General features: G+C 38.9%; 15 protein-coding genes. 4 read left to right on the forward strand and 11 right to left on the reverse strand.

Translation table 11 applies throughout. From position 1 onward, the window contains the following. Positions 1 to 265: 265 nt before the first annotated feature. Entirely contained in the window at positions 266 to 1,510 is a 1,245-nt protein-coding gene (locus MA_RS00005) for an ORC1-type DNA replication protein (RefSeq protein WP_048064787.1), read from the reverse strand. A 2,294-nt stretch (positions 1,511 to 3,804) separates the two neighbouring features. On the opposite strand from MA_RS00005, the gene putP reads away from it, so the two are divergent. Beyond that, a complete protein-coding gene (gene putP, locus MA_RS00010) occupies positions 3,805 to 5,349 on the forward strand; it encodes a sodium/proline symporter PutP (protein WP_011020062.1) in 1,545 nt (514 codons plus the stop codon). A 2,011-nt stretch (positions 5,350 to 7,360) separates the two neighbouring features. On the opposite strand, the gene istB is transcribed toward putP, so the two are convergent. Next, positions 7,361 to 8,134 carry an IS21-like element ISMac3 family helper ATPase IstB gene (gene istB / locus MA_RS00015; RefSeq protein WP_011020063.1) on the reverse strand — a complete coding sequence of 258 codons (774 nt, stop codon included), beginning with the start codon at positions 8,132 to 8,134 and terminating at the stop codon, positions 7,361 to 7,363. Continuing rightward, positions 8,131 to 9,375, reverse strand: a complete 1,245-nt coding sequence (gene istA, locus MA_RS00020) for an IS21-like element ISMac3 family transposase (protein ID WP_011020064.1) — start codon at positions 9,373 to 9,375, stop codon at positions 8,131 to 8,133. Before istA ends, istB begins: the two co-directional genes overlap by 4 nt. 195 nt (positions 9,376 to 9,570) lie before the next feature. Here istA and mfnA point away from each other — a divergent pair, with 195 nt between their 5' ends. The 3 genes from mfnA (at position 9,571) to MA_RS00035 (ending at position 14,572) form a co-directional block, all read left to right on the forward strand. Beyond that, the gene (mfnA, locus tag MA_RS00025; RefSeq protein ID WP_011020065.1) at positions 9,571 to 10,758 is read left to right on the forward strand and encodes a tyrosine decarboxylase MfnA; all 1,188 of its coding nucleotides are present in this window, start codon (positions 9,571 to 9,573) and stop codon (positions 10,756 to 10,758) included. A 600-nt stretch (positions 10,759 to 11,358) separates the two neighbouring features. Further along, the gene (locus MA_RS00030; protein ID WP_011020066.1) at positions 11,359 to 12,453 is read left to right on the forward strand and encodes a CBS domain-containing protein; all 1,095 of its coding nucleotides are present in this window, start codon (positions 11,359 to 11,361) and stop codon (positions 12,451 to 12,453) included. Positions 12,454 to 13,030: 577 nt separating this feature from the next. After that, positions 13,031 to 14,572, forward strand: coding sequence for a TraB/GumN family protein (locus tag MA_RS00035; protein WP_011020067.1), 1,542 nt, complete (start codon positions 13,031 to 13,033; stop codon positions 14,570 to 14,572). A 215-nt stretch (positions 14,573 to 14,787) separates the two neighbouring features. Here MA_RS00035 and MA_RS00040 read toward each other — a convergent pair whose 3' ends face one another. From MA_RS00040 to MA_RS00075, 8 genes are all read right to left on the reverse strand, one after another. Further along, positions 14,788 to 15,084, reverse strand: coding sequence for a DUF4405 domain-containing protein (locus MA_RS00040; RefSeq protein WP_011020068.1), 297 nt, complete (start codon positions 15,082 to 15,084; stop codon positions 14,788 to 14,790). Positions 15,085 to 15,443: 359 nt separating this feature from the next. Beyond that, a complete protein-coding gene (fhcD, locus tag MA_RS00045; RefSeq protein WP_011020069.1) occupies positions 15,444 to 16,337 on the reverse strand; it encodes a formylmethanofuran--tetrahydromethanopterin N-formyltransferase in 894 nt (297 codons plus the stop codon). Between the two features lie 742 nt (positions 16,338 to 17,079). Next, a complete protein-coding gene (locus MA_RS00050) occupies positions 17,080 to 17,538 on the reverse strand; it encodes a chemotaxis protein CheD (protein ID WP_394295998.1) in 459 nt (152 codons plus the stop codon). A 145-nt stretch (positions 17,539 to 17,683) separates the two neighbouring features. Next, positions 17,684 to 18,310: a chemotaxis protein CheC gene (locus MA_RS00055; RefSeq protein WP_011020071.1), complete on the reverse strand. Its 627-nt coding sequence runs from the start codon at positions 18,308 to 18,310 to the stop codon at positions 17,684 to 17,686. Positions 18,311 to 18,402: 92 nt separating this feature from the next. After that, complete coding sequence (locus MA_RS00060; protein WP_011020072.1) at positions 18,403 to 19,551, reverse strand: CheR family methyltransferase; 1,149 nt, start codon at positions 19,549 to 19,551, stop codon at positions 18,403 to 18,405. Between the two features lie 70 nt (positions 19,552 to 19,621). Beyond that, positions 19,622 to 21,523, reverse strand: a complete 1,902-nt coding sequence (locus MA_RS00065) for a chemotaxis protein CheA (protein ID WP_226990710.1) — start codon at positions 21,521 to 21,523, stop codon at positions 19,622 to 19,624. A gap of 189 nt (positions 21,524 to 21,712) precedes the next feature. Then, positions 21,713 to 22,783 (reverse strand): protein-glutamate methylesterase/protein-glutamine glutaminase, encoded by a 1,071-nt coding sequence (locus tag MA_RS00070; RefSeq protein ID WP_011020074.1) that lies wholly within the window; start codon positions 22,781 to 22,783, stop codon positions 21,713 to 21,715. Positions 22,784 to 23,126: 343 nt separating this feature from the next. After that, the gene (locus MA_RS00075; protein ID WP_048064788.1) at positions 23,127 to 23,492 is read right to left on the reverse strand and encodes a response regulator; all 366 of its coding nucleotides are present in this window, start codon (positions 23,490 to 23,492) and stop codon (positions 23,127 to 23,129) included. Between the last annotated feature and the right edge of the window lie 140 nt (positions 23,493 to 23,632).

Here is a 23,632-nt window from a genome sequence, read left to right on the forward strand (position 1 = left end):
AGTATGAAACCTGAATATATTGATCTATACCTGCATGGGAATTGATCAATATTTGTATGGGAATTGATCAATATTTGTATGGGAATTGATCTACATCTGACAATGAGTCGATCAATAATGTGAGTTGATCTATACCTGACTATGAATTATGATATGATCCTAGTCAAACCACAGGATCGTATATATTATTTCCTGAAAAGCTGGGGCTATGTCTGAAAGATTGAAGGAAAAGCCAGAAAGGCCGGATCAGGAATATATCCGGACTTTATGAGAACATCTTGTTGAAGACGGCAGTTTTGAAATCTACAAGAGGTTTAAGCCTGTAATCTTCAAGAAGTACCTTACGAGTATTTTCCACAGGCACGCTTAAAGAAATTTCTTTTGTCCTGCCGTAACGGCCCTTGCTAACTACCACGGCATTCACTATGCCCAGCATATCGAGTTCTGACATCAGGTCGGTGACCCTGCGCTGGGTAAGTATATCCACGTCAATATGATGACAGAGCTGGCGGTAGACATTATACATCTCCCCGGTTGTGACGTTCTTGCCTTCTCTTCCCCGGCTCCTGAGCAGGATAATGCTGTAGAGGACGAGCTTGGACTGGGTGGGAAGAGTCCTTACAACTTCCACAACACGGTCGATTTCGATCTTTTCCTGTGCGCGCCTGACGTGTTCTTCAAGGACCTGGGGCTGGTTTTCTCTCTCCGCAATTTCTCCCGAAACGCGCAGGAGGTCAAGGGCCCGGCGGGCATCACCGTGTTCCTGGGCTGCAAAGGCTGCACAGAGCGGAATTACCATTTCACCCAGTACTCCGTCGTTGTAAGCCATTTTTGCCCTTTGCTTCAGGATATCGCTGATCTGCTCGGCATCATAGGGTGGAAAGATCAGTTCTTCTTCACCCAGGGAACTTTTGACCCTGGGATCCAGAAACTCCGTGAATTTAAGGTCGTTAGAAACCCCGATCATACTGACCTTAGCTTTCCTTAAGTCTGTATTGATCCTTGACAGGTTATATAGGACATCATCGCCTTTCTTGATCAGCTTGTCAATTTCGTCGAGAATTATGATGATAACCTGGTCTCTTGCATCGATTGCTTCCTTGAATTTCATGAAAACCTGATCCGTGGGCCACCCGGTCATAGGGACTTCTTCTTCGAAATGCCTGGCAAGATTTGCAAGAAGCCTGTACTGAGTATCGATTACCTCGCAATTAATATAAACAACAGAACAAAAAAGTGATTTGTCTTCACTTACCCTTTCAAGTTCCTTTCCTACATATCTGGTAACTGCAGTTTTTCCTGTCCCTGTTTTTCCATAAATCAGGACATTAGAAGGGGTCTCTCCCCTGAGGGCAGAAACCAAGATAGTTGCAAGACTGTTTATCTGTTCATTCCTGTGTAATAACAGGTCCGGTGTATAAGAAGGACGAAGAACCTCTTTGTTTTTGAAAATTGACTTTCCGTCAAGTAATTTTTCGAATAAACCGTCTAATGATTGAGCTTTTATCATGAATGACCCTCTTCGTATAAAAGTTATAAAATAACGGATTGAGCGGATTTATATGGACAATTAATATGTACGCCTAATACACAGACAGCATGTGCAAAGTTAATAGCAAATCAAATAAATTTAACAAGCTTGAACGCGTTTTTCTTTTTTTAATCTTAATTTTTCAACCTTAATTTTTAGTTTTGTTTTTCAACCTTAATTTCCAGTTTCGCTTTTCAACCTTGTTTTGCAATTCCTTTTTTGGCCCTTAATTTTTTTAGTTTTAAACCCTGATTTACAGTCCAAATTATTACATTAAGTTTAACTGCTTGAAAGCCCTGCCTAAAAAAATCATATTATTAATTTTCCATTTGTACGATAATCGAGAAAGTTGTAAATGCGAAATCCAGATTTTGAAAGAGTTTTTTGAAGATATTTTAAACCATTTTCATTATTTCGAAGTTAGTATTTCGTAAATTCAGAACATTGCAGACTGAATATTTTAGACTGAATATTTTAGACTGAATATTTTAGACTGAATATTTTAGATTGAATATTTGAGACTGAACATATTCAGGTATAATATTACCCAGACATGGAAAAGATATATGGGAAGGTGTAATTGTTAATTTTCAAAGTGTCTTTCACTCTTGATTCTCGATAATTCTGGAAACCTAGTTTGTTATTTCGTATTATTTTGATAAGTCAAACCTTATTATGAGAGCTCCACGAAGGAAGATACATAGATAAATGCATGTTTCTTAAAGATAATGCCTGAAATTTTTGTTCCAAACAGATTGGGGGCAAGTTGAAGAGCTGGTTGCGCACTTTATGGTATCTCTTAAGCTCTGATAAAATCTGTATTCGGAATGTTCTTTAGCTAAAATTTTCAATAATAATTGTATATAAGCACATGATTTCAGGGCATATTTGCAGTAGATGCAATGGAAGTACACGGTATTAATAGTTATGGTGAGGACCCCTTTGTTTCCACTGGAATAGTATTTTACCTTAAATATCCCTTGAAGAAATCGAGATCATCAAAATCAGTTTTAAAAAAATAAAACATTAGAATTTCCAGCACCTTTTGAGATCAGTCTTAAATCCCCTTTTTCTAATGGAAGAAAATAGGAGCATTTTAGACCCCTTCACTTCCATTAAACTGCAAAAAATATTTATAATCAGATAATATAGATAAACAAAGAAATGACTTTACTGAAACGAAAGTGGATGTGTTAAAAATAATAACAGTTTTGATGTGAGAGAGATCATTGATAACAATACAATTACTAAAAAAATACAGCTAGTTTGACTGGAAATAAAGAATAGACATCAAAAGTAACTATATTCGTGGAGTGTAAATACATAAAAAATTGGCTCTGTGTATACATTAACTTATAAATTTTATGTTAACTGCATATTTTTCAAAGTCCTATTGTTTTTCTAAAGATTTTTTTTAGACCTGTTAGTTTGGTTCCGGAACTGTTAATCTATATTTGTCTACCTTTGTCTACCATATTATCTACAGTACTATCGTACTATCCTTCGTACTATCTGCTGCAATTTTACTTATCTACCATTACCGTCTACAGTACTACCATCCATCATCCCGTAATATCTACTACAATTTCATTGGTCATCGGTTAAGGAATTTTCTTGCCTGAAGGATATCGATTTTGCACCAAAAGTCGCCTTAAATTTTGTCCTTTTTACATGAAATCGATACCCAGTTCCAACTCTCAATGGGATACAGTTTTTGAGAACTGTTACGAAAATGGAGGCAATTTATCATGATTCCTCACTTAACCGAAGACGCATGACTACAATTTTAATACTCACCATTTTAATCATTTTATACTCTATACTCATCATTTTTGAAGGGACTTTTTGAAGAAAGGAGCGAAAATGATAATGTTCTTAATATATTTGTTAAAAGTACTGAAGTAAAACGAACTGTTTTTAATGTCTGGGTAACAAGAAAGTATGGAACTGCTCCAAATAATTATGTTCCACAATATAAATAACATATTATAAAATTTTAAAATTAATATACCTCTCTGAAATACACGTCTCTGAACATAGCTGCCAACTGAATGCTGTAACTGGCAACTTTGCAGACAAAAGTAGTGTCGACAGAAGTAATCTTGCTTAGCGAATGTGCTCTTGGCGAGAACAACTTTAACTGCACAAAATTTGTTAATACAGAATACTTGTCCAACATAAGAAACTAAAAAAATCGACAACAACTAAAATTTTACTAAAAAACCGAAATTTTACTAAAAAACTGAAATTTTACTAAAAAAAGGAGTTAAACAATGGTATCTGATAATTTTAGTATTATACTTGTTTTCACAGTATATCTGCTTTTTATGATCGGTATCGGAATTCTCTATTATAAGAAAACGGAGAATCTTTCAGATTATATTTTAGGAGGAAGAAAGCTAAACAGCTGGGTTACTGCGCTTAGTTCACAGGCATCGGATATGAGTGGCTGGCTGATACTGGGAGTACCAGGATACGCTTACCTGTCAGGGATGGAATCTATCTGGTTAGCAATCGGGCTAACTGCCGGGACCTATCTGAACTGGAAATTTGTTGCAAAGAAATTGCGCCAGTATACTGAGATTGCAGGCGATTCCATTACCATTCCTGTGTACTTTGAAAACAGGTTCAGAGACAAAAGCCATTCCTTAAGAATTATCTCATCCATTTTTATTCTGATCTTTTTCCTTCTTTATACTTCCTCAGGCCTTGTCGCAGGTGGAAAACTTTTTAATACTGTTTTTGGAATTCACTATCAACAAGCCCTTCTTATCGGTGCACTGGTAATCATCAGTTATACGTTTCTTGGGGGCTTTATGGCTGTCTGCTGGACCGACTTTTTCCAGGGCATGCTGATGGTCTTTGCCATTGTTTTTGTACCCCTTGCAGTTTTAAAGGGAATGGGAGGTTACGAGTCGACCGTGAGCCTGATTGAGAGTATCGACCCTCAGCTACTTAATCCCTGGACCGCTCTTGCCGGTGGTTCAATTCCTCTAATCTCAAACCTAGCCTGGGGCTTGGGATATTTTGGTATGCCTCACATTCTGGTCCGTTTTATGGCCATAGAATCCCCTGAAAAAATCAAAAAGGCAAGAATTATTGCAATGGTCTGGGTCACTATCTCTCTGTTTTTTGCCGTAGCAATCGGGATCATCGGAAGAGCTTACCTCTATCCTGAGTTTCTGGGAGATGGGGGAAGTGAAACTATTTTCATGGTAATGGTAAACAACACGTTTACTCCGATAATTGCAGGAATTTTCCTTGCGGCTATCCTTGCAGCTATTATGAGTACTGCTGATTCCCAGCTTCTTGTAGCTGCTTCTGCCTTTACTGAAGATATCTACAGGATAACTTTAAAAAAGAATGCAGGAGAAAAAGAGCTCGTCTGGATGGGCAGGTTTGCAGTTATTCTAATTTCAGCAATTGCTTATGTAATAGCAAGAGATCCGAATAACTCGGTCATGGGACTGGTCTCATATGCCTGGGCAGGATTTGGAGCTGCCTTCGGACCTGTTATCCTCTTCTCTCTTTTCTGGAGAAAAACGACCAGGAATGGTGCACTCGGCGGAATGATTGTCGGTGGACTCGTGGTTATCATCTGGAAGCAGCTCTCAGGTGGAATTTTTGACATGTATGAAATTGTACCCGGCTTTATCCTTTCATGCATAACACTCTACACCATCAGCATTCTGGATAAAGAAGGCCCTGCAGAAGAAATCCTCAAAGAATTCGACCGCGTAAACCACATAGCTCTTCATGGAATGTCAACCCACAAAGAAGACACAATACCACTGAAAACTGATCTTCGTAAAAGCTGAGAAAACATAATATGAGAAACGTTTCCCCGTCATCCGGGAAAACGCTTCTTGATCCACAAAATGCAAGAATATATAACAGTGCCTGAGAGTGCTCGCCAGCTTAACTGGCATTGACTCTTTTCAAATGAAAAATTCCCTTCTTTTTATTCCTTTGATTTTTGTATTCTCTTATCATATAGTCTGATTTTTCATCCTGAGAAACTGGACTGATGTACGGAAAAAAAAACAATTTTTAAAAAGCCATTTTTAGGTTTTGAGATTTCCAGAAAAGCTAGTTTAAACCTATAGTCGGCAGGTCGACATTAGATTTTAAGTATTTTTAATGATGGCGTTTTTCAAACATTATGTAATATATGTTGGGTTCAAAACTGGTTAACATATGACCCAAATCTCACGGCATATATAAACAATGAGTCGTTTTTGCAATAATGTCTAGTATCAGGAATAATGTGTTTTCTAGCAAAAACGCTATCAGTAAAAATATTACGAAAAAAACAAGTTACCTGCCGAAAGCAGGTTTAAATATTGGAATTTCGAGAAAATCCATTTTAGGTTTTAAAATTGCAAGATTTAATTCTACTTTCAAGATTTACTGTTATTATCATTCTCCAGTAAGTATGGCATCAGTATGGTCGTAATTTCCTGAAAGATTGAGACTATAAAAAAAGTATAAGAGAATAAAACAAAGAAATGGAGAAATAAAGTACAAAAAGAAGTTCAAAATTAAAATGAAAAGTCCAGTTATTAGAAGTCCAGTTATTAGAATGAACATTTTATAATGAACATTTGAAAACAGGAGTTTAGCATTAGAACTGAAAAAGTTAAATTTCTTCAAAATCTCAAGTTTAAGCTTTACTCATTTCAAACAGCTTCACTCATTTCAACCTTAAATTTCAAGATGGAATTTTTCTGGGGGTTTCTACTTGTGGGAATAATCTTGGATTGGACATTATGTAAAATTGGTTAGACCCCTCTGTTTCCAATGGAACGTTTATATAACCCCCAGACCCTATGATTTCCAATGAAGAGTTTTTTGGGCTTTGCAGAACAAAATAAAAAATAGTTTTATTTTGTTATGGGAACAAAATAATGTTGTTTTGTTATAACATTAAATGTATATATATTTTGTTATTGAATTTGGATATTTCAAATAAGAAAATACACAATTCAATTTAAAATTCGTTAAAAATAAATTTAACTTTTTTAAACTAGCTTTATTAAATAACTCAAAAAAATCCTTTTATTCAAACCCAGATTTATGTTTCCATTAGAAATAAAGGGGTCTCTCTCACAAATCTCTTGAAAACAATTTTTAATGTAACTTATCTTCACTAAATTGTCAATAATTTTAAGTTAATCCTAAAAATCAATCTAAAACCAATCAAAAAATTAATCAATAAAAAAATCTACAGAGCCAATCTACTAATCTATAACTAATCTACTTAATCTATAACTAATCCATGAACCAATGTAAAAACCCAATGTAAAAACTTAATCTAAAACTCAATCTAAAAACTAATCCATAAACCGATTTAAACATCAAACTAAAATTAATTCATAAAATCAGTCAAAAGCCTAACTAAGAGCCTATCCGAAAAGTGTTGTGACTTACTGTAACTTACCATTAGCAATATGCAAAACCGAAGAGGAAGCCCTGCTATTATAGACCTGCTGTAATTTTTCGATCGCATTACCGACTTTTCGGATAGGCACTAAACATCCATTTACTTAATAATCTCTTTAAACATATAGTTACTTCAATTTTCCCATAATCTCGTTATTTCTTCCAGCATTGTTTTTTCTTATTGTCTTTTCTTTACTTTTCCTTTTTTCTCCCTTAATCTCCTTAATCCCTTAATCTCCTTAATTATTCTTTTTCAATCCTTACCTTAGTTCTTTTTCCTCGTTTCTTAAGTGTCAAGGGCGGTTAACTTTTTTCCATTTTGGGCGGTTTAGAATTTGCCAACCTTTTAATATAAATTTTACTCAATTTTTCATAAACTTTTAGAAATTACTGGCATATATTTCCTGTTTTTATTCCCTGTTTCTTCCTTTCTTTCAGCCTGTAACTTTCCCCTTTGATGTTAATCGTAGTTGAATGGTGGAGAATCCTATCAAGTACAGCAGCCGCTATTACATGGTCCTTGAATATCTCTCCCCATTCTCCATATGATTTATTTGATGTCAAGATCGTTGAACTCTTTTCATACCGTCTTGAGATCAGCTGAAATAGGCAGTGAGCTCCTTCTTCGTCAAATGGGAGATACCCTATTTCGTCAATTATCAGCACTTTATATTTCATCAAGTCCCTTAGTTTCTTTTCAAGCATTCCTTCTCGATTTGCTATTTTCAACTTCTCGATAAGGTTTCCTGTATTGGTAAAGTAAACCGAAATCCCTGCTTTTGCTACTTCAATCCCAAGAGCGATTGCAAGATGAGACTTTCCAACTCCGGGAGGACCAAGGAAAACGACATTCTCTGAATTATGAACAAATCTCAAGGTTGCAAGGTCTTCGATTGCTTTTTTATCAATGGATTTCTGAAATTCAAAATCGAATTCCTCAAGAGTCTTTTTAACGGGAAAAACTGCACTTTTCATCCTTCTCTCAATTGCAACAGCTTCTCTGTGTTTCTTTTCCTGTTCAAACAAGTAATCAAGGACTTCCATTGTTGTCTTGTTGTCCCTTGCAGCAATTTCAAGGTAGTTATCCAGAAGCTCTTCGATAGAATTAAGTTTCAGGTATTGCAGGTTATTGTGAAGTCTCTCATAGGTGAAGTTGTTCATTCAAAACCACCTTCACTAAATATTTCATAGACATCAAGAGACCTTTTTTCAACTTCGGGATCTGAGAACTTCAACGGGATCTGTGAATCTTTTTTGCATTTTGAGTTCTCTTTAAGAATCTCACTCAGGAGACCCTGGAAATGTTCCTTTTTCCTTGAAACTCTGCAGTTTCCAGGAAGGATTTCATGTTCACAGACTTTCTCATAATCAACATAGACCTCGAATATTCCTTCAAGGATCTGAAGCTCTGCAGTTCTCCCTGCAAACCTGTAAGGAACAGAATACTTATTTCCAAGGAACGAAATATAACAGTCTCTGGAGACCTTTCTGGTCTCCTTATGGACAACTTTGTAAGGAGGAACCTGATCCAGAGGGCTCAGTTTCTCCTCCTTAAAGCGTTCAAGAGGGATTTGATAGGTTGTTCCGTGGACAGTTGAATTTACCCTTTCCAACCACCTGTGAACTTGGGCGTTCAGGTCTTCGAGAGAGGTAAACCTTCTTCCAAGGAAGAAATCCCTCTTGACGAAACCGACTGTATTTTCAATTTTCCCTTTTGTCTGAGGCCTGTAAGGCCTGCATAACCGTGGAATAAAACCAAAGCATTTGAAGAACTCCTCAAACTGTGGGTTCCATTCGGAATCTGATGATTTTAAGGCTCTTTTGATAACAACCTGTTTCATGTTATCATAGAGGATCTCCTGTGTAAATCCTCCAAAGTACTCAAAAGCGTTCAGATGACACTGAATAAGAGTGGGAGTGTCTATGCTCAGTGTAAATTCAACATATCTCATTCTGGAATATCCAAGAATCATGTTGAAGCAAAAGAGTTTCTTTACCTTTCCATCAACCTCAACTGTTCCCATCTCTGCCCAGTCAACCTGAGCCTGTACACCTGGTTTTGTTTCATAGCGGAGTACAGCAGGGACTCCCTGTTTAGGTCGGACTTCTCTTACGAAGTCCTTGACTATGGTTTTTCCTCCATCAAAACCCATTTCTTTGATTTCCCTATAAAGGCGAACAGCAGTATAAGGACCTTCTTTGAGTTTTTCTTGTATGTAAGGTTTGAAAGGATCAAGTTTACTCGGTTTTGGCGGACGTTTCTGAGGTTCTGGGGCAGTTTTCTTTTTAAGATATTTCCTCACAGTTTCCCTAGCATAACCTGTTCTTCTAGAGATCTCACTGATGCTGAAGCCTTGTGAATACAAATCTCGTATCAATAGCCATTCCTCCGTTTTCAGCATTATCTACAATCCTCGAACTTTTCACAAGGATTGAGAATTGGAAGTTTTTAAACCGCCGTAATTGGAAGATTCTTAACCGCCCTTGACACTTAGTTCATTTCTTCCTGTTTTTTGGCTTTTAGGAAGTTGAGGAGATTAATTTTTCTAGGTTTATTCCATAAGTATTTTAAATAAAACTGGTTTTACTTTACCTGTATGAATGAGCAGGGTCTTTCTGAAAAAGAGATATTTTCCTATTTGGAAAATGCAAAGTCAGAAGATACGGATTATTATCGGGTTTTAAGTTCAATGTGTACTCACCCTCATAAGATCGCAGTTGAAGCTAACAGGCTCTTTATCGAGGCCAACCTGGGCGATCTCGGGCTTTTTGCTGGAGCTAGCAGGCTTGAACAGGAGGTTGTCGGGATGCTCGGGGAGCTTCTCCACGCTCCTTCAATTGACGTTCCTTTCGGAGGCTCCTGTGAGAGTTCGGCTTGCGGCTACCTTACTACAGGAGGTACCGAATCCAATATTCAGGCTGTAAGAGGAATGAAAAACCTTGTAACCACAGGAAAAAAAGAATTGAAAGGAGCTCCAAACATTGTAATTCCAGAGTCGGCGCATTTTTCTTTCGATAAGGTTGCAGACATGATGGGGATAGAGGTCAGAAGGGCTTCGCTTGATTCGGAGTTCAGGGTTGACATGGCCTCCATTGAAAGTCTTATTGATGCAAACACTATAGGACTTATAGGGATAGCAGGGAATACCGAGTTTGGCCAGATAGATCCCATTGACAAACTCTCGGAAATAGCTCTTGAAAACGAGCTTTTTCTGCATATCGATGCGGCTTTCGGAGGTTTCGTAATTCCTTTCCTCGAAAAACCCCAACCTTTTGATTTCAAATTGCCAGGCGTTACTTCGATTGCCGTAGATCCCCACAAGATGGGTCTTTCCACAATTCCTTCAGGAGCTCTGCTTTTCAGGTCTGCTTCCTTCCTCGACTCCCTTAAGGTAAACACCCCATACCTTACCACAAAGGCCCAGTTTACACTTACCGGCACAAGAAGCGGAGCTTCAGCTGCCGCTACCTGCGCTGTCATGAAATATCTTGGTAATGAAGGCTACAGAAAGAATGTGCAGTACTGCATGCAGCTTACCGAAAAACTGGTCATAGAAGCTCGAAAAATTGGTTTCGAACCCCTGCTTGAACCCGTCATGAATGTAGTTGCTCTGAAAGTCCCTAATCCTGACTTTGTCAGAGAACAGATGCTTGAAAGATTCGGCTGGAATGTCTCAATTACCCGTACCCCAAGAGCCCTTAGGCTGGTCTTGATGCCGCATAATACTCTCGAAGATATCGAAATATTTGTACAGGATCTTAAAGAAGTGACCGTAGAAATTTAAGGTAACCACTTTTTTCCCTTTTCTTTTTCCCGTTTTTAGCTTTTTTGTTGTGGGAAATAATTCAGATGATGATTTAGTTTATGAGTCAATTTGTGGCTCTTTGCTTATTTAAGGCATGCAAAAATAATTATACTATTTAAATTAATATAATGCATGCTTTTGGGTACATGATGGTTTCTGTCTCTCAAACAGGTTTAGCGGGCTAAAAGTAATAAGAGGAATAAGCGGAATAAAAGTAATAGAAATAATAAGTAAAATTAAGAAATCAAACAAATATTTTGAAACTTAGGTTTAGCGACTTTCAACTCAGGTTTAAATAGACTTCAACTTAGGTTTAACGATCTTGGGCTCAGGTTTATCAGCTTTCAACTCAAGTTTAGAAACTTGTCACTTGTTTATGCAGTCTGCCAGCCTGTTTCAGATATGAATATCCTTACGTCACATGGCTTATCGGCCTTGTTTTACATATATTTCAAATTACAGTCTAATTACGGTCTATCAAGTATTTCACGTATAGTATTTCACGTATAGTTCACCAAGTATTTCATATATATCTCATCAAGTGTTTGTATTATATAAATAAAGGGGGTACTTTATTTTATGAAATCTGCATTGAAAATCGGAAGCGTAATGGGCATACCTATCAGACTGCACATCACTTTTCTTTTGATACTTCCCATTTTTGCATATGTCTTTGCAATCAATCCATACCCTTATGGCTTTCAGGGAGTTGAGCCACCTGCGATAAAATACGCGCTTTCAACCCTGACTGCAATCCTGCTTTTTGCCTCAATCCTTGTGCATGAGCTTGCACACTCCTATCTGGCAATGCGCTACGGTGTCAATATTGAGAGCATCACGCTCTTCCTTTTCGGAGGAGTTTCTTCAATGGAAGAGATGCCAAGGGATCCCGGACAGGAAGCAAAGATGGCTTCCGCAGGACCTCTAACAAGCCTGCTTATAGGTGGCGTTTGTCTGCTAATATATGGATATATAATTGCGCCAAACTCTGCACTTTCTGCAAATCCCGTTTTTCTGACAATCTGGATTCTCGGGGCCATGAATATAATTCTTGGAATTTTCAACCTGCTGCCCGCATTCCCCATGGATGGAGGCAGAGTACTCCGTGCCTTCTATGCCAGAAGAATGTCTTATATCAAAGCTACACAGAGTGCAGCTGCCGTAGGGAAGTTTTTTGCCATTCTGCTGGCGATTTTCGGAATTCTTGTAGGAAACCTCTGGTTCCCTTTGATTGCTCTCTTCATTTATGTTGGTGCATCTGAAGAGGAACGCTCCACCCAGGCATCCGTAACTCTGGAAAATGTTCTTGTAAAAGATATAATGACAAAAAATGTAGTTACAGTGCCCTCTTCCATGAATATTGATGAACTTGTTCAATTTATGTTTGAGAAAAAGCATATGGGTTACCCTGTAGTAGACGGAGGCAGCTTGAAAGGGATAGTGACTTTTACCGATATCCAGCGCGTTTCCACCCTTGACCGCCCTGTAACTCGTGTCTCAGATATCATGACACGAGATATCATATCCGTTACTTCGGGTGCTCAGGCAAGTGATGCTCTCAAACTGGTTACAGCCAGGAACATAGGAAGAGTTCTGGTCATTGATAATGGGGAACTTGTAGGAGTACTTTCCAGAACAGACCTGGTCCGAACCCTTAGGCTCAGATCAGAATAATGCTTTAGATAAGAATAATGTTTCCAAAATGACACTTCCAGAATGCTGCTCCAAAAATTCCTTTTTGGAACTATGCATCTGGGATTTTAAATTTGTAGTTTAGAACGTGGTTTAGAACGTGGTTTAGAACTTTAGTTTGGAACGTGTAATTTAATATCTTTGAAGTATAGTTTAGCCTACAAGATATAGTTTTATATCTTTGAAGTATAGTTTAGCCTACAAGATATAGTTTTATATCTTTGAAGTATAGTTTGATATTTAGAGTTATAGTTTAGTTATTTCGTTGTATGATATAACTTATTTAAAATTCAGGTTTGTATTAATCGGCTATTTAAAGACTGACTACGAAGTAGTTGCTTGTGTAAGATTGGCTACGAAGCAGTTTGGTTATATATAAACGGACAGTTTACAGATCAGCCATTTTACGGATCAGTTATATAACATATGTAACTTATTTAATGTGTATAGGTTAATAAAACCATTCATTAAATTACCTGTGTACTAAACCGTTCACTTAATATCTTCGAATTGGCAGCGGTAAGCGTATTTCTAATCTGCCGCAATAGAGAGACTGATAATGGATAGGTCTAAAATTACAGATTCTCAGGGCAAGGATCCTGAATACAATTTTCATAGTTCATCTAAGGGGTCAATATACTCTATGGACAAACTTACAACCGAATCCGCGGAAGACAGTGTTTCTGTTGGAAAGTCTAAGCTTTTTGATTCTTCAATCAACAAACCAGAGGATACTGGGGTTTCTATACCGTCTTCTGTAGCAGAAGCCGGAGATTCTGAAGTGAAGCTCGATATAAGTTCCGAGCTTATAGCGGAACCTCTTCCTGATTCAGCTTCGGAACTTTTTGTTCCCTCTTCTATTCGGCCTCCGGCTCTGGATGGAAGCAATCCTGCTGTTCCGTTCCAGCCTTCAAAGGTTGTGCTCATAGGTACGGCTCATGTTTCGGAAAAGAGCGTGGCTGAAGTCAGGAATGCTATTCGGAACCTTAAACCAGATATCGTAGCCGTCGAGCTTTGCCGGGCACGTTACGATTCTCTGAAAGGAAATATCCCGGAGACGAATCAGCTTCCAATAAAGGAAATTCTCAGTGAAGGAAAGGTGTACTATTACCTGGTCCACTGGCTGCTTGCCTATGTGCAGAAAAAGATCGGGGATGACATGGGTGTAAAACCCGGTGCTGAGATGCTTTCCGCAATTGCGGAGGCAGAAGCATCAGGAGCCAGAGTGGCTTTAATCGACAGGGATATTCAGGTGACACTCCAGCGTTTCTGGGGTCGCATGAAATTCACGGAGAAAATAAAGATGCTCGGTTCTCTCATAGGCGGACTGATAGGAATTGGAGGATCCGAGATCGATATCGATCAGATCACTCAGCAGGATGTAGTCACAGCCCTTGTCAGCGAGCTTAGAGAATTTGCCCCAACTGCGGCTGAGACTCTCATAGATGAGCGGGACGCATACCTTGCAGGAAGCATCCTCAGGGTGGCTGCAGGTGGAAATAAAACTATTGTTGCAGTAATCGGAGCAGGACATAAGCCAGGAGTAATTAACTATCTGAAAAACCCAAAGAGTATTCCTCCACTCAGCAGTCTTATGGAACTTCCGAAGAAGCGTATTGGAATCGGCAAAATTGTTGGTTTTGGAATTGTTGGGCTTGCCATTCTGGTTTTTTTACTGCTTATAGCATCAGGTACTCCCCTAAAACTCCTTTTAATAGCTTTCATATGGTGGTTCATCATTAACGGGGTTCTGAGCGCAGCCGGCGCCCTGCTGGCGGGAGGACATCCCTACTCTGTCCTTACTGCCTTTTCAGTTGCCTGGTTAACTTCACTGAACCCCATGATGGCCGCAGGCTGGTTTGCAGGTCTGGTAGAAGCAAAACAGCGAAATCCTACTACAGACGATATTAAAGCCCTTGCAGGGATAGATACTTTCAAAGGAATGTTCAAAAACAGGTTCATGCGCGTCCTTCTGGTAGCAAGTTTTGCCAATATCGGAAGTGTGATGGGTACCTTCCTCGGGGCATATGTAATGATGCAGGTTACAGGCTTTGACCCGCAGGATCTTCTTCAATCAGGGTTCAGTGCTCTTGGACTCTGATAGAGTACCAAGTGGTTCTTTGAATAACTCTGATAGGGTAATAAGTGGTTCTTTGAATAACTCTGATAGGGTAATAAGTGGTTCTTTGAATAATTGTTCGAAATATTTCTCTGGTAGCGGGATGACATCTTTGCTTTCCAGAGCTTTTTTCTACCTCTTCGTAGTCGATTTTTTCCATACTTTTTCTGTTGGTTTTTCTTTTCCGGTTCCCCTTTTTATGAATCCACTTTTTCGAGTTCACACCGTTCTTTCCTGAAGAAATTCTTTGTAGTGCATACAATCCACTTCCAATGGAGGATAAAGTGGATGACTACCAGAATTATCATCAAGATTCCAATTCTGCTGTGTATCCAGACCCAGGTAGCTTTTGTTAGTCCCATGTACACAATGTATCTACCCCTTTGAACTCCCGAAGGTATGAAAAAATACATGAAAAGCCCCGTGCCTGCTACCCCAAAAAACAGTGTTGTCAGGGCAAGGTCTACTAGATAATTGGTTTTTTGTCTGGTCATGTTTCCACTCTCACTTTGTTTCTCCGAATCTGAAAAATAACTTTCTTGATCCGAAAAGCAACCCCTTAAAAATAGCTTCTAAAGAATGGATCTTAACGTTTACTTCAAACTTACTTTAAGTTTATTCAAGCATAATTTAAGCTTACTTCAAGCTTATTTGGAAAATATTTTCCTGAAAGTAATTAGGTCCGGAAAATAAAAAGGTATGCGACTGAAAGATCTGTGACAAAAAAGTGTGAGAGAAAGATGGAGCAGTACGTGATTAAAAAGTATGAGAGAAAAAAGAATTTTTGAACTCAAAAGAGCCTGTGAAGTCTGAAAAAAAGAAATGGAATTGCTAAAAAAGAGAATTTTTGAGCTCAGAAGAGCTCGTGAAGTTTGAACTGGTATTTGCCCAGTTTGCCGCCGTAGTTCCCTGCGGAAATCTTCTTGATTCCGGGGACAGTAACTGCAGCTTCTATTCCGGCTTTCATAGCTGCTTTTATACTTGCTTCATCAAGCCCGTTAATGACAATTTCATAAATAGCATTGACATCTGCCGGGACTTCAGTGTTTTCTACTTTGTCCTTTATGGAGGGGCAGAACTTTTCATTTGCAGTAGCTTTCAGGAATTTGTACTTGTTTGCTCCGGACTTGGATCCGCTTGCGACAATGCCGCCAGGGAAGGGAGCGATTGTGCCTTCAAGTTCTTCAATTGCGTCCACAGCAGCTTCGGCTGCAGTCAGGGCGCTCATCTGGGAATCTCCGAAGATAAAGAAGTTTCCGCCTGCAATTCCGGCTATGGCTCCGATGTTTTCTTCGGTCACAAAGTCTCCTTCCATGATCGGGACTTTGTATACTTTGCGGCCTGCAACCTGGGCTTCGGACTCCATACCGTCTCCGAAGAATTTGAGTTTAAAGCCAATATTAAATTGTTTCTCAGCATCAGGCAGCCCGTTAAATACTGCAGTTGTGGGGGCTGTAAGTACACACTGTCCTATTCTCTCAAGCAGCTGTTCTTCGAGAGCTTCGTATTTGAAGGTGCAGATCTGGACATATACTCCAGGCCTTCCATCAGGGGTCTCGCTGGGACTTGCGAATTTTTCAATTCCAGCCTCTGCAGGGCACATTATAACTGATGTTGCAAAACCAGTAGCTTCAGTGGCTGCTACCTGTGCCCAGCGCTTGGTGGCTGCTGTGATAAGCACTCTTGCAATCTTGATCGGAAACGCTTCTGCATACGTATCTTCAATTTCTACTCCGTTGATTTCCATGAAAATCCCCTATTTACTTTTTTTATCAATTATTCTGATATCCAGGCTTGATATCTTACTATAAACTAGCATATTTTAACATATTCCAGTACAATCCAGTACCGGTGTAATCCAGACCAACATTATCCGGCACAGTCAGACATAACACATTATTTTTCTTTTAGCCTGCTTTAGATATTTTTTTAACTATTTATGCTGGTTCGAATTATTTGTGCTATGAATTTTTTGTGCTATACCGGTTGTCCGTGTTTGGCTGGATTATTTATGCCTTACAGAAAAAGTCACATAATCGCAGAGTTACTTAATCTCAGGCATCCACTTAAAGTTTTGTGGTACTTTTGATTCTCTAGGGTTTAATTAATCGGTTAATCGATTGGCTAATGAATGTCTATTATAATATTTATATCAAATATATAATTTTTCAAGGAAAAGAAATTAAAAAAAGTTGGATGGTAGTTGGATGGTATTTTAGAATCAGTAAATACAGGAAACACAATTTTGGAAAGCAGATTAAAATAAATCAGTAAATGCAGGAAATAAAAATGTTGAGCAGCGGGTTTGAATGAATCAGAAATACGAAAGCTGGTAGTATGTAGTATGTTAGAATGAATTTAAAAATAAGTTATTCCGCTAAAAAAAACGAATCAAGAAGAACTTATTATTCCAGCTAGGTCATAATAAAATTGTAAAGACCATAAATAACTTGTAAAGAGGGTTTTAGAAGAGAGGGGCTTTGTTGCCCTTAGATTACTTTATCTCCTCTGAGCATTGTCTTTATGAGAAGATCGCCAGTAAGAGTATCGAATATTATTGTGCGTCCGTAGTTTTTCCCTGTATCTTCCGCTATGATTTCCAATCCCAGTTTTTTCAGGGTTTCTTTTGCGCTCTTTATGTTTCTCTCACCTATATTCATATGTGAGTTTTCGAACATGCTTGAGCCCCCGACAAGTTTTGCTTCGAGTTTTCTTCTGGAGCCTCCATTTTCTATTATTTCGGCTACAAGGTACTCTATTCCTGCGTCTGTAAATTTGGTGGGATTATCCTTTATCCCTGCTTTTTTTATATTTGGGAGCATGGTATGGAGAAGCCCTCCTATTTTTTCATGCCTGTCATAGATGGTTACTCCCACGCAGGACCCCAAGCCGGAGGTTTTAATTTTTACAGGGCATCTGGCTATTGCACAGTCTCCAATACCAACCATAACTATGCCTGGATCTGCCAATATGTAAAAACCTCCTTATTGTTTGTTTATCATCTTCATAAACTGCTGTTCTGTTCGGTAAACTAGGGGCTTTGATCTGGAAAGTAAATCAAAGGTTTTGATCAATCATTGAACTAATTCTTTTTCAGGGGTTTTGATCAATCATTGAATTAATTCTTTTTAATAGACAGTCCAGAGATTCCGGGTCAAATAAAGTCAGTATGTTTCCATTAATTTTCTTTTCTTTTATTAAAAACTCCGCATCAAGCATAAGTGCAAAATCTGCTATGTAACCAATCTCTGTAACTACCGAATTGAAAATGGAGCCAGACATATCATATGTTGCAAAGGGAATAGATATCGAAAGATTAAGTTTCAAGAATTTTGCAAGAGAAGTTACGTAAGTTCCTGCCAGGATATGGCTAACTTCTTCAATTAAAGATAGATTCATAGGGTCTGTCAGATCTTCCTTTTCCTTTTCACCTGAGAGGCTCATGCAGAGATTTTTTGCGCCATTTTCCGGGAAAAAAACGAGGATATAGCCAGTGAGATCCTCTTTGATACGCATTAATGTACCCAGCACCGGGGACTCTGAAAAACCTGTTATTTTCGGTATGTCTTCAATTAACCCAAACTTTATGTCGAGAACTCTGGTATAGACAATGTCGTTTACGAGCCTGGCAAGAGAGACTGCTGAGTTTCCTACCCCTATATTTCCAATCTCTTTCAGCGCTCCATATTCAAATTCACTCAAGCTTCTGATCTTCTCCATGAAAGTCCCCTTTAATTCTCTTAAGGTTTTTCAGATCTCCAGATTTTCCAGGTTTCTCAGATTTTCAGATCTTTCAAATCTCTTCAAGCATTCTAAGTTTCTTTTATATACAGGCGCTCTCTTGCATTGTAAGGCTTAAAACGATTTGAGGCGGTTCCCAGTAGTGTTTCTGCTTTTCCTATCACAAAGAACCCTCCTCTGTTCAATGCCTGATGAAAATTAAGCTGCAGTTGTTCCTGAATTTCCTTTCTAAAGTATATCATGACGTTTCGGCAGATTATGAGGTCAAAACGGTTTGCATAGGATTCTGATATCGATTCCGATAACATATCATGCCGTTTAAAACGTATCATACTTCTTAGCTGCTCTGAAACCTGGTATGTCTCACCCTGCTTTAAGAAATAACTTTTTTTTGTACTGGCGTCCACATTTTTAAGCACATTTTCCCGGTAAATACCTTTTAAGGCTTTTTTAAGGCTTAAATCATCAATATCAGTTCCTATAATGCTTATTCTATACCTGCCGAAGTCTCTCCCGAGAATTCTGTGCAACAAAATGGCAAGAGAATATGCCTCTTCTCCTGTTGCACAGCCTGCACTCCAGATACGGATTGATTTTACCAGGGAGTCAGATCTGGATTTTATAAGATAGGGAATAACTTCTTTTTCAATTACTCCGAAAGTTTCCGGGTTTCGGAAAAATTCACTGACGTTTATTGTAAGGGCTTTAACTAGATGCTCATATTCTGCCGAGTCCTTTTTCAGCACTCTGAGGTATTCTTCGTAATTCTCCGAGTTGGTAGCTCTGATCCGAATATTAATTCTACGCCTGAAATGGGTTTCTTTATAATGTTCACAGTTAAAACCAGTACTTTCCGTAACCACTCTTTTTAGCAGTTCAAATCCCGGATCTTCCTTGAAATTCTGGCCTGCCTTTATTTTTTCTTTGTTTATTTCTGTTGCTTCTCTACCTATTGCTTCTCTACCTATTGCTTCTCTACCTATTGCTTCTCTACCTATTGCTTCTCTACCTATTGCTTCTCTACCTGTTTTTGCTCTTTTACCGTCTTTTCTTCTCTCTTCACTTATTCTTGTTCCACTTCTATCTCCTTTTTCGTTTACTCTGATTCCGTTTTTATCTGTTTTTTCATTTGAACCTATTTTTTCATTTAATCTTATTTTGTTTTTGCTTTCTTTAACTCCTTCTTCATTTATTTTTACCCCACCTTTGTTTATTTCCATTAACTTTCTTTATCTGAAGCATTCGTTTTCTTACCAGTATTTACTGGTATTATCAGTCTCTGATTGGATTTCAGATTATGGAGTTAACATCAAGAATTAAAATGACACTCCCGTCTCCCAGAATTGTCGCTCCTGCAAATCCCCGAGTTTTTTCCAGCAGCCTGCTCTTAAAATTTTTAATGATAACTTCCTGCTTTCCAAGCAGGGCATCAACAACAAGTCCTATATATTGTCCGGCTTTTTCCACAATAACCACAACAAGACTTTCTTCTTTCTGAACAGCAGGCAACTGGAACAGCTTACGCAATCTAAGAAGGGGCAGCGCTTTTTCGTTTATTACAATAACCTCTTCACCCCTGATATGCCGGACTTCTTCTTTCCTGACCGAGATACTTTTTACTATGCTGGTGAAAGGAATCGCATATCTTTCCATTCCGACTTTTACGAGCATAGCCTGATAGAGAGCAATCGTTATGGGAAGCCTCAGTTCGAACCTTGAGCAGAATCCGAGTTTCGATTCCACTTTAACAGAACCCCCCAGATGTTCAATCCGGTTCTTTACAACGTCCATTCCAACTCCCCTTCCTGAAAGGTCCGTTACCGTGCTGGCAGTAGTAAATCCCGGTGCAAAAATCAGCTGGATCGCTTCTCTTTCCGAAAGCTGTTCAGCTTCGTCTCTTGAAATGAATCCTTTTTCCAGGGCAGCTTGCAGGATTTCTTTTGCATTTATCCCTCTTCCGTCATCTTCTATTTTGACAAGAACGTAATTTTGCTGCTTTGAAGCCGTAATCATTATAGTGCCGGTTTCCTCTTTTCCGAGCTCCACGCGCTGTTCGGGAAGTTCTATTCCGTGGTCCACCGCGTTTCTTAACAGATGCACCAGAGGATCTCCGATTTCTTCCATAATGGCTCTATCGAGCTTGATCTCCTTTCCTCTGATTACAAGGTTAATTTTTTTATTTTGCTCCCTTGCCAGATTCCTTATCATTCTGGGAAAAATATTGGTTATATGATCCAGAGGAACCATTCTTATTTCTAACACTTCTTCCTGAAGTTCCCGGGTCAGTTTCTGGAATTCGGAAAGTGCGAGCTCCAGATCCTTTGATTTTGACTCCCCTGTAAGCTCTTTTACCCTGCTCCTGTTAATTACGAGCTCACCCACAAGATTCATCAATTTATCTAACTGTTCCGTGCTGATCCTTGAACTCTGTATTTTTGGACTCTGGGGCTTTGAATCCTGCATTCTTGAGCTCTGTACCCTTTTTACCTTAAAATCCGGTCCAGAGTCAGTGCAGTTTTTCTTTTCTTTTAGTTCTTCATTTATCCTTTCGAGTTCCTTGTCTTCTATATTTTCGAGCTGCTTCTCTTCTTTTTCCTCTTCTTTTTCCTCTTCTTTTTCCTCTTTTCTTTTTTCTGTCTCTTTTTTATCTTCTTTTCTTTCGTTTGTTTTCTTTTCTTTTTCCACTTCTGCTTCTTTTTTCTCTGCTTTTCCCTCTCTTTTTTTGTCTGCAGAAAAGGAATTGGATTCAATTTTTCGAGGGATAACTTCTTCTGAGGGACTATTTATAGCTCTGAGAGTTTTCAGAACTTCCCCCGCATCAGGATAAGACTTATTATTTTCACTTCTATCATTTTTTCTCTCTTCGGTTTTACTTTCTGCCCCCTTGCAGACATTTTCAACAAGCCCTTCCAGAGCGTCCAGGCATTCGAAGAGAATATCAATTAAAGAAGAATCCAGAATCAGCCGCCCTGTACGGAACCTGTCAATCAGGCTTTCCATCTCATGTGTCAGTTCGACAATCTGCCTGAACCCCATGGTTGCAGCCATGCCTTTGAAAGTATGGGCTGCACGGAACATTATGTTCATCTGCTCGATATTTTCAGGATCCAATTCGAGCGCCAGCAGGGAATCACTCATTTCTTTAATGTATTTTTCAGATTCGGACCTGAAAATGGCCATATACTTTGACATGTCCATGATTTTGCCTGCCTTTTATAATCCTGAGAACTATCTGAATTTCCAATAACTTCTGATAACTTCTGATAAATCTGAATTTCCAATAACTTCTGATAAGTTCTGATAAGTTTCCAGTAAATTTCTGGTAAGTAAGAAGTTATTAAATTATTCTACTTTAAAGTTCATTCAATTATACTTTAAAGTTCATCCAATTATTCTGATAATTTCTTCAGCCATTTTGTCCAGGGGGAGCACAAGATCCGCCAGGTTTCGCCTTACAATCTCTCCGGGCATCCCATATACTACACATGAACTCCGGGCTTCTGCGATTACTTTGCCTCCCATCTTTTTAATTTCCTCAGCTCCATCAGCTCCATCGCAGTTCATTCCTGTAAGGACAAGGGAAATAACTCTGGAACCGTAAACAGAGGCAATTGACCTGAAAAGGACATTTACCGAAGGTCTGGACCCCAGTTCTTTAGGGCCGCAAGACAGGTGTATTGTCTCTTCTTCAAGGCTGTTTACCTTATTTCGTACAATTTCCATATGATAATTTCCGGGGGCTATAAGCACAGTTCCATCCTCGACCCTATCTCCTTCCTGTGCTTCTTTTACCCTGAGAGCTGACTTTGAATCAAGCCTTTTGGAAAGCGATGCCGTAAATCCCGGAGGCATGTGCTGTACCACAAGAACTGCAGCCGGAAGTTCAGCTGGAAGCGAGCATATAAGTTTTTCCAGCGCTCGTGGCCCTCCTGTGGATGCGCCTATCGCCAGTATATTTCTGGGAGCTGCTTTCTTCAGAACCCGGTTTTCCTTTGTCTCCCTTTTTTCCGGATTCAAGGGTTCAGAATCTCGCATACACTCCAGGTTTTTAAGGTTGGCTTTGGGAGCTGTCCTGACTTTCCTGCAAATTTCCTCTGCCATCTCAGGCATGCTCTGGCTGAGAATACCTGAGGGTTTTTCAATCACATCCACTGCTCCGTACTCAAAAGCCGTAAGGGTGATCTCTTCGGCTCTTTCTCCCAGAGCTGACACTATAACTACGGGAGTCGGCTGCTCTTTCATGATACGGGCAAGGGTCTTGAGGCCGTCAAGAACCGGCATTACATTGTCCAGAAGTACTACATCGGGCCTGAGTTTTATGACTTTTTCAAGGCCGTCCTTTCCGTTGACCGCAGTCCCTACAACCCTGATCTTCGGATCTTCGTTGAGAATATCAGAAAGAACCTTGCGGATTAAAGCAGAATCGTCTACTACGAGTGCGCGGATAGTCATCTCAAGCACTTTTTGTTGAATTGTTTAATTTAAAAATTGTTTTTAAAATCCGTTTTATTTAGCTCTGGTGTTTTGATTCAGTCTATCCAATCCAGAATGCATTTTATAGTTCAGAAAATAATTGTTTAATTCCGTAATCGAAAGCTACCAGAAAATAACTGTTTGTAGTTCCGCAATCGAAAGCTACCAGAAAATAACTGTTTGTAATTCCGTAATCGAAAGCTACCAGAAATGATTGGTTTTCAGTAATTCAGTATTTGATTCAGAAATAATCTATTTATTCGTCATCTGGATGTTTAGTTTAGAAACGGACTTCTGACCTAACTCAATTAACTCAATTTAATTAATTTGGTTCAGCAATTTTTTTAATTACATCCAGCATGCCATCGGGTTCGAAAGGCTTTATTATGAAACCCATGGCACCTATTTTCATGGATTCCGTTATCAGGGCCTGCTGCCCAAGAGAAGAACACATTACTACTTTCGCATCAGGGTCTATTAAAAGAAGTTTTTGCAATGCCTCTTTTCCGTCCATATCTGGCATTATTATATCCATCAGTACAAGGTCAGGTTTTACCTCCAGATATGTCTGAATCGCTTCTTCTCCATCACCTACTTCAGCAACCACCTCGTGTCCGTGCTTCAAAAGAATGTCTCTGATTACCATTCGCATAAATTCGGCATCGTCCACGATCATTACTCTTGCCATCGATTTCCCTTCTTTATTTTTACTAAGCAAGTGACAATACCTTATGTGAAAGTATTGTGTTCTGTTTTATATTGAAGAGTATTGATTCTACTTTTTTACTGTGGCTTATTTGTTCCACTTTATATTGTGATTATTATGAT

This window comes from Methanosarcina acetivorans C2A (assembly GCF_000007345.1).
Taxonomy (GTDB): domain Archaea; phylum Halobacteriota; class Methanosarcinia; order Methanosarcinales; family Methanosarcinaceae; genus Methanosarcina; species Methanosarcina acetivorans.

What these genes read in the sequence shown, in the direction of transcription:
- MA_RS00005 (WP_048064787.1), bottom strand. Translation starts at nt 1,510, where the DNA reads ATGATAAAAGCTCAATCATTAGACGGTTTATTCGAAAAATTACTTGAC.
- putP (WP_011020062.1), top strand. Translation starts at nt 3,805, where the DNA reads ATGGTATCTGATAATTTTAGTATTATACTTGTTTTCACAGTATATCTG.
- MA_RS00055 (WP_011020071.1), bottom strand. Translation starts at nt 18,310, where the DNA reads ATGGAGAAGATCAGAAGCTTGAGTGAATTTGAATATGGAGCGCTGAAA.
- MA_RS00030 (WP_011020066.1), top strand. Translation starts at nt 11,359, where the DNA reads ATGAAATCTGCATTGAAAATCGGAAGCGTAATGGGCATACCTATCAGA.
- istA (WP_011020064.1), bottom strand. Translation starts at nt 9,375, where the DNA reads ATGCTGAAAACGGAGGAATGGCTATTGATACGAGATTTGTATTCACAA.
- MA_RS00065 (WP_226990710.1), bottom strand. Translation starts at nt 21,523, where the DNA reads ATGTCAAAGTATATGGCCATTTTCAGGTCCGAATCTGAAAAATACATT.
- MA_RS00040 (WP_011020068.1), bottom strand. Translation starts at nt 15,084, where the DNA reads ATGACCAGACAAAAAACCAATTATCTAGTAGACCTTGCCCTGACAACA.
- MA_RS00035 (WP_011020067.1), top strand. Translation starts at nt 13,031, where the DNA reads ATGGATAGGTCTAAAATTACAGATTCTCAGGGCAAGGATCCTGAATAC.
- istB (WP_011020063.1), bottom strand. Translation starts at nt 8,134, where the DNA reads ATGAACAACTTCACCTATGAGAGACTTCACAATAACCTGCAATACCTG.
- MA_RS00050 (WP_394295998.1), bottom strand. Translation starts at nt 17,538, where the DNA reads ATGGTTGGTATTGGAGACTGTGCAATAGCCAGATGCCCTGTAAAAATT.
- fhcD (WP_011020069.1), bottom strand. Translation starts at nt 16,337, where the DNA reads ATGGAAATCAACGGAGTAGAAATTGAAGATACGTATGCAGAAGCGTTT.
- mfnA (WP_011020065.1), top strand. Translation starts at nt 9,571, where the DNA reads ATGAATGAGCAGGGTCTTTCTGAAAAAGAGATATTTTCCTATTTGGAA.
- MA_RS00060 (WP_011020072.1), bottom strand. Translation starts at nt 19,551, where the DNA reads ATGGAAATAAACAAAGGTGGGGTAAAAATAAATGAAGAAGGAGTTAAA.
- MA_RS00075 (WP_048064788.1), bottom strand. Translation starts at nt 23,492, where the DNA reads ATGGCAAGAGTAATGATCGTGGACGATGCCGAATTTATGCGAATGGTA.
- MA_RS00070 (WP_011020074.1), bottom strand. Translation starts at nt 22,783, where the DNA reads ATGACTATCCGCGCACTCGTAGTAGACGATTCTGCTTTAATCCGCAAG.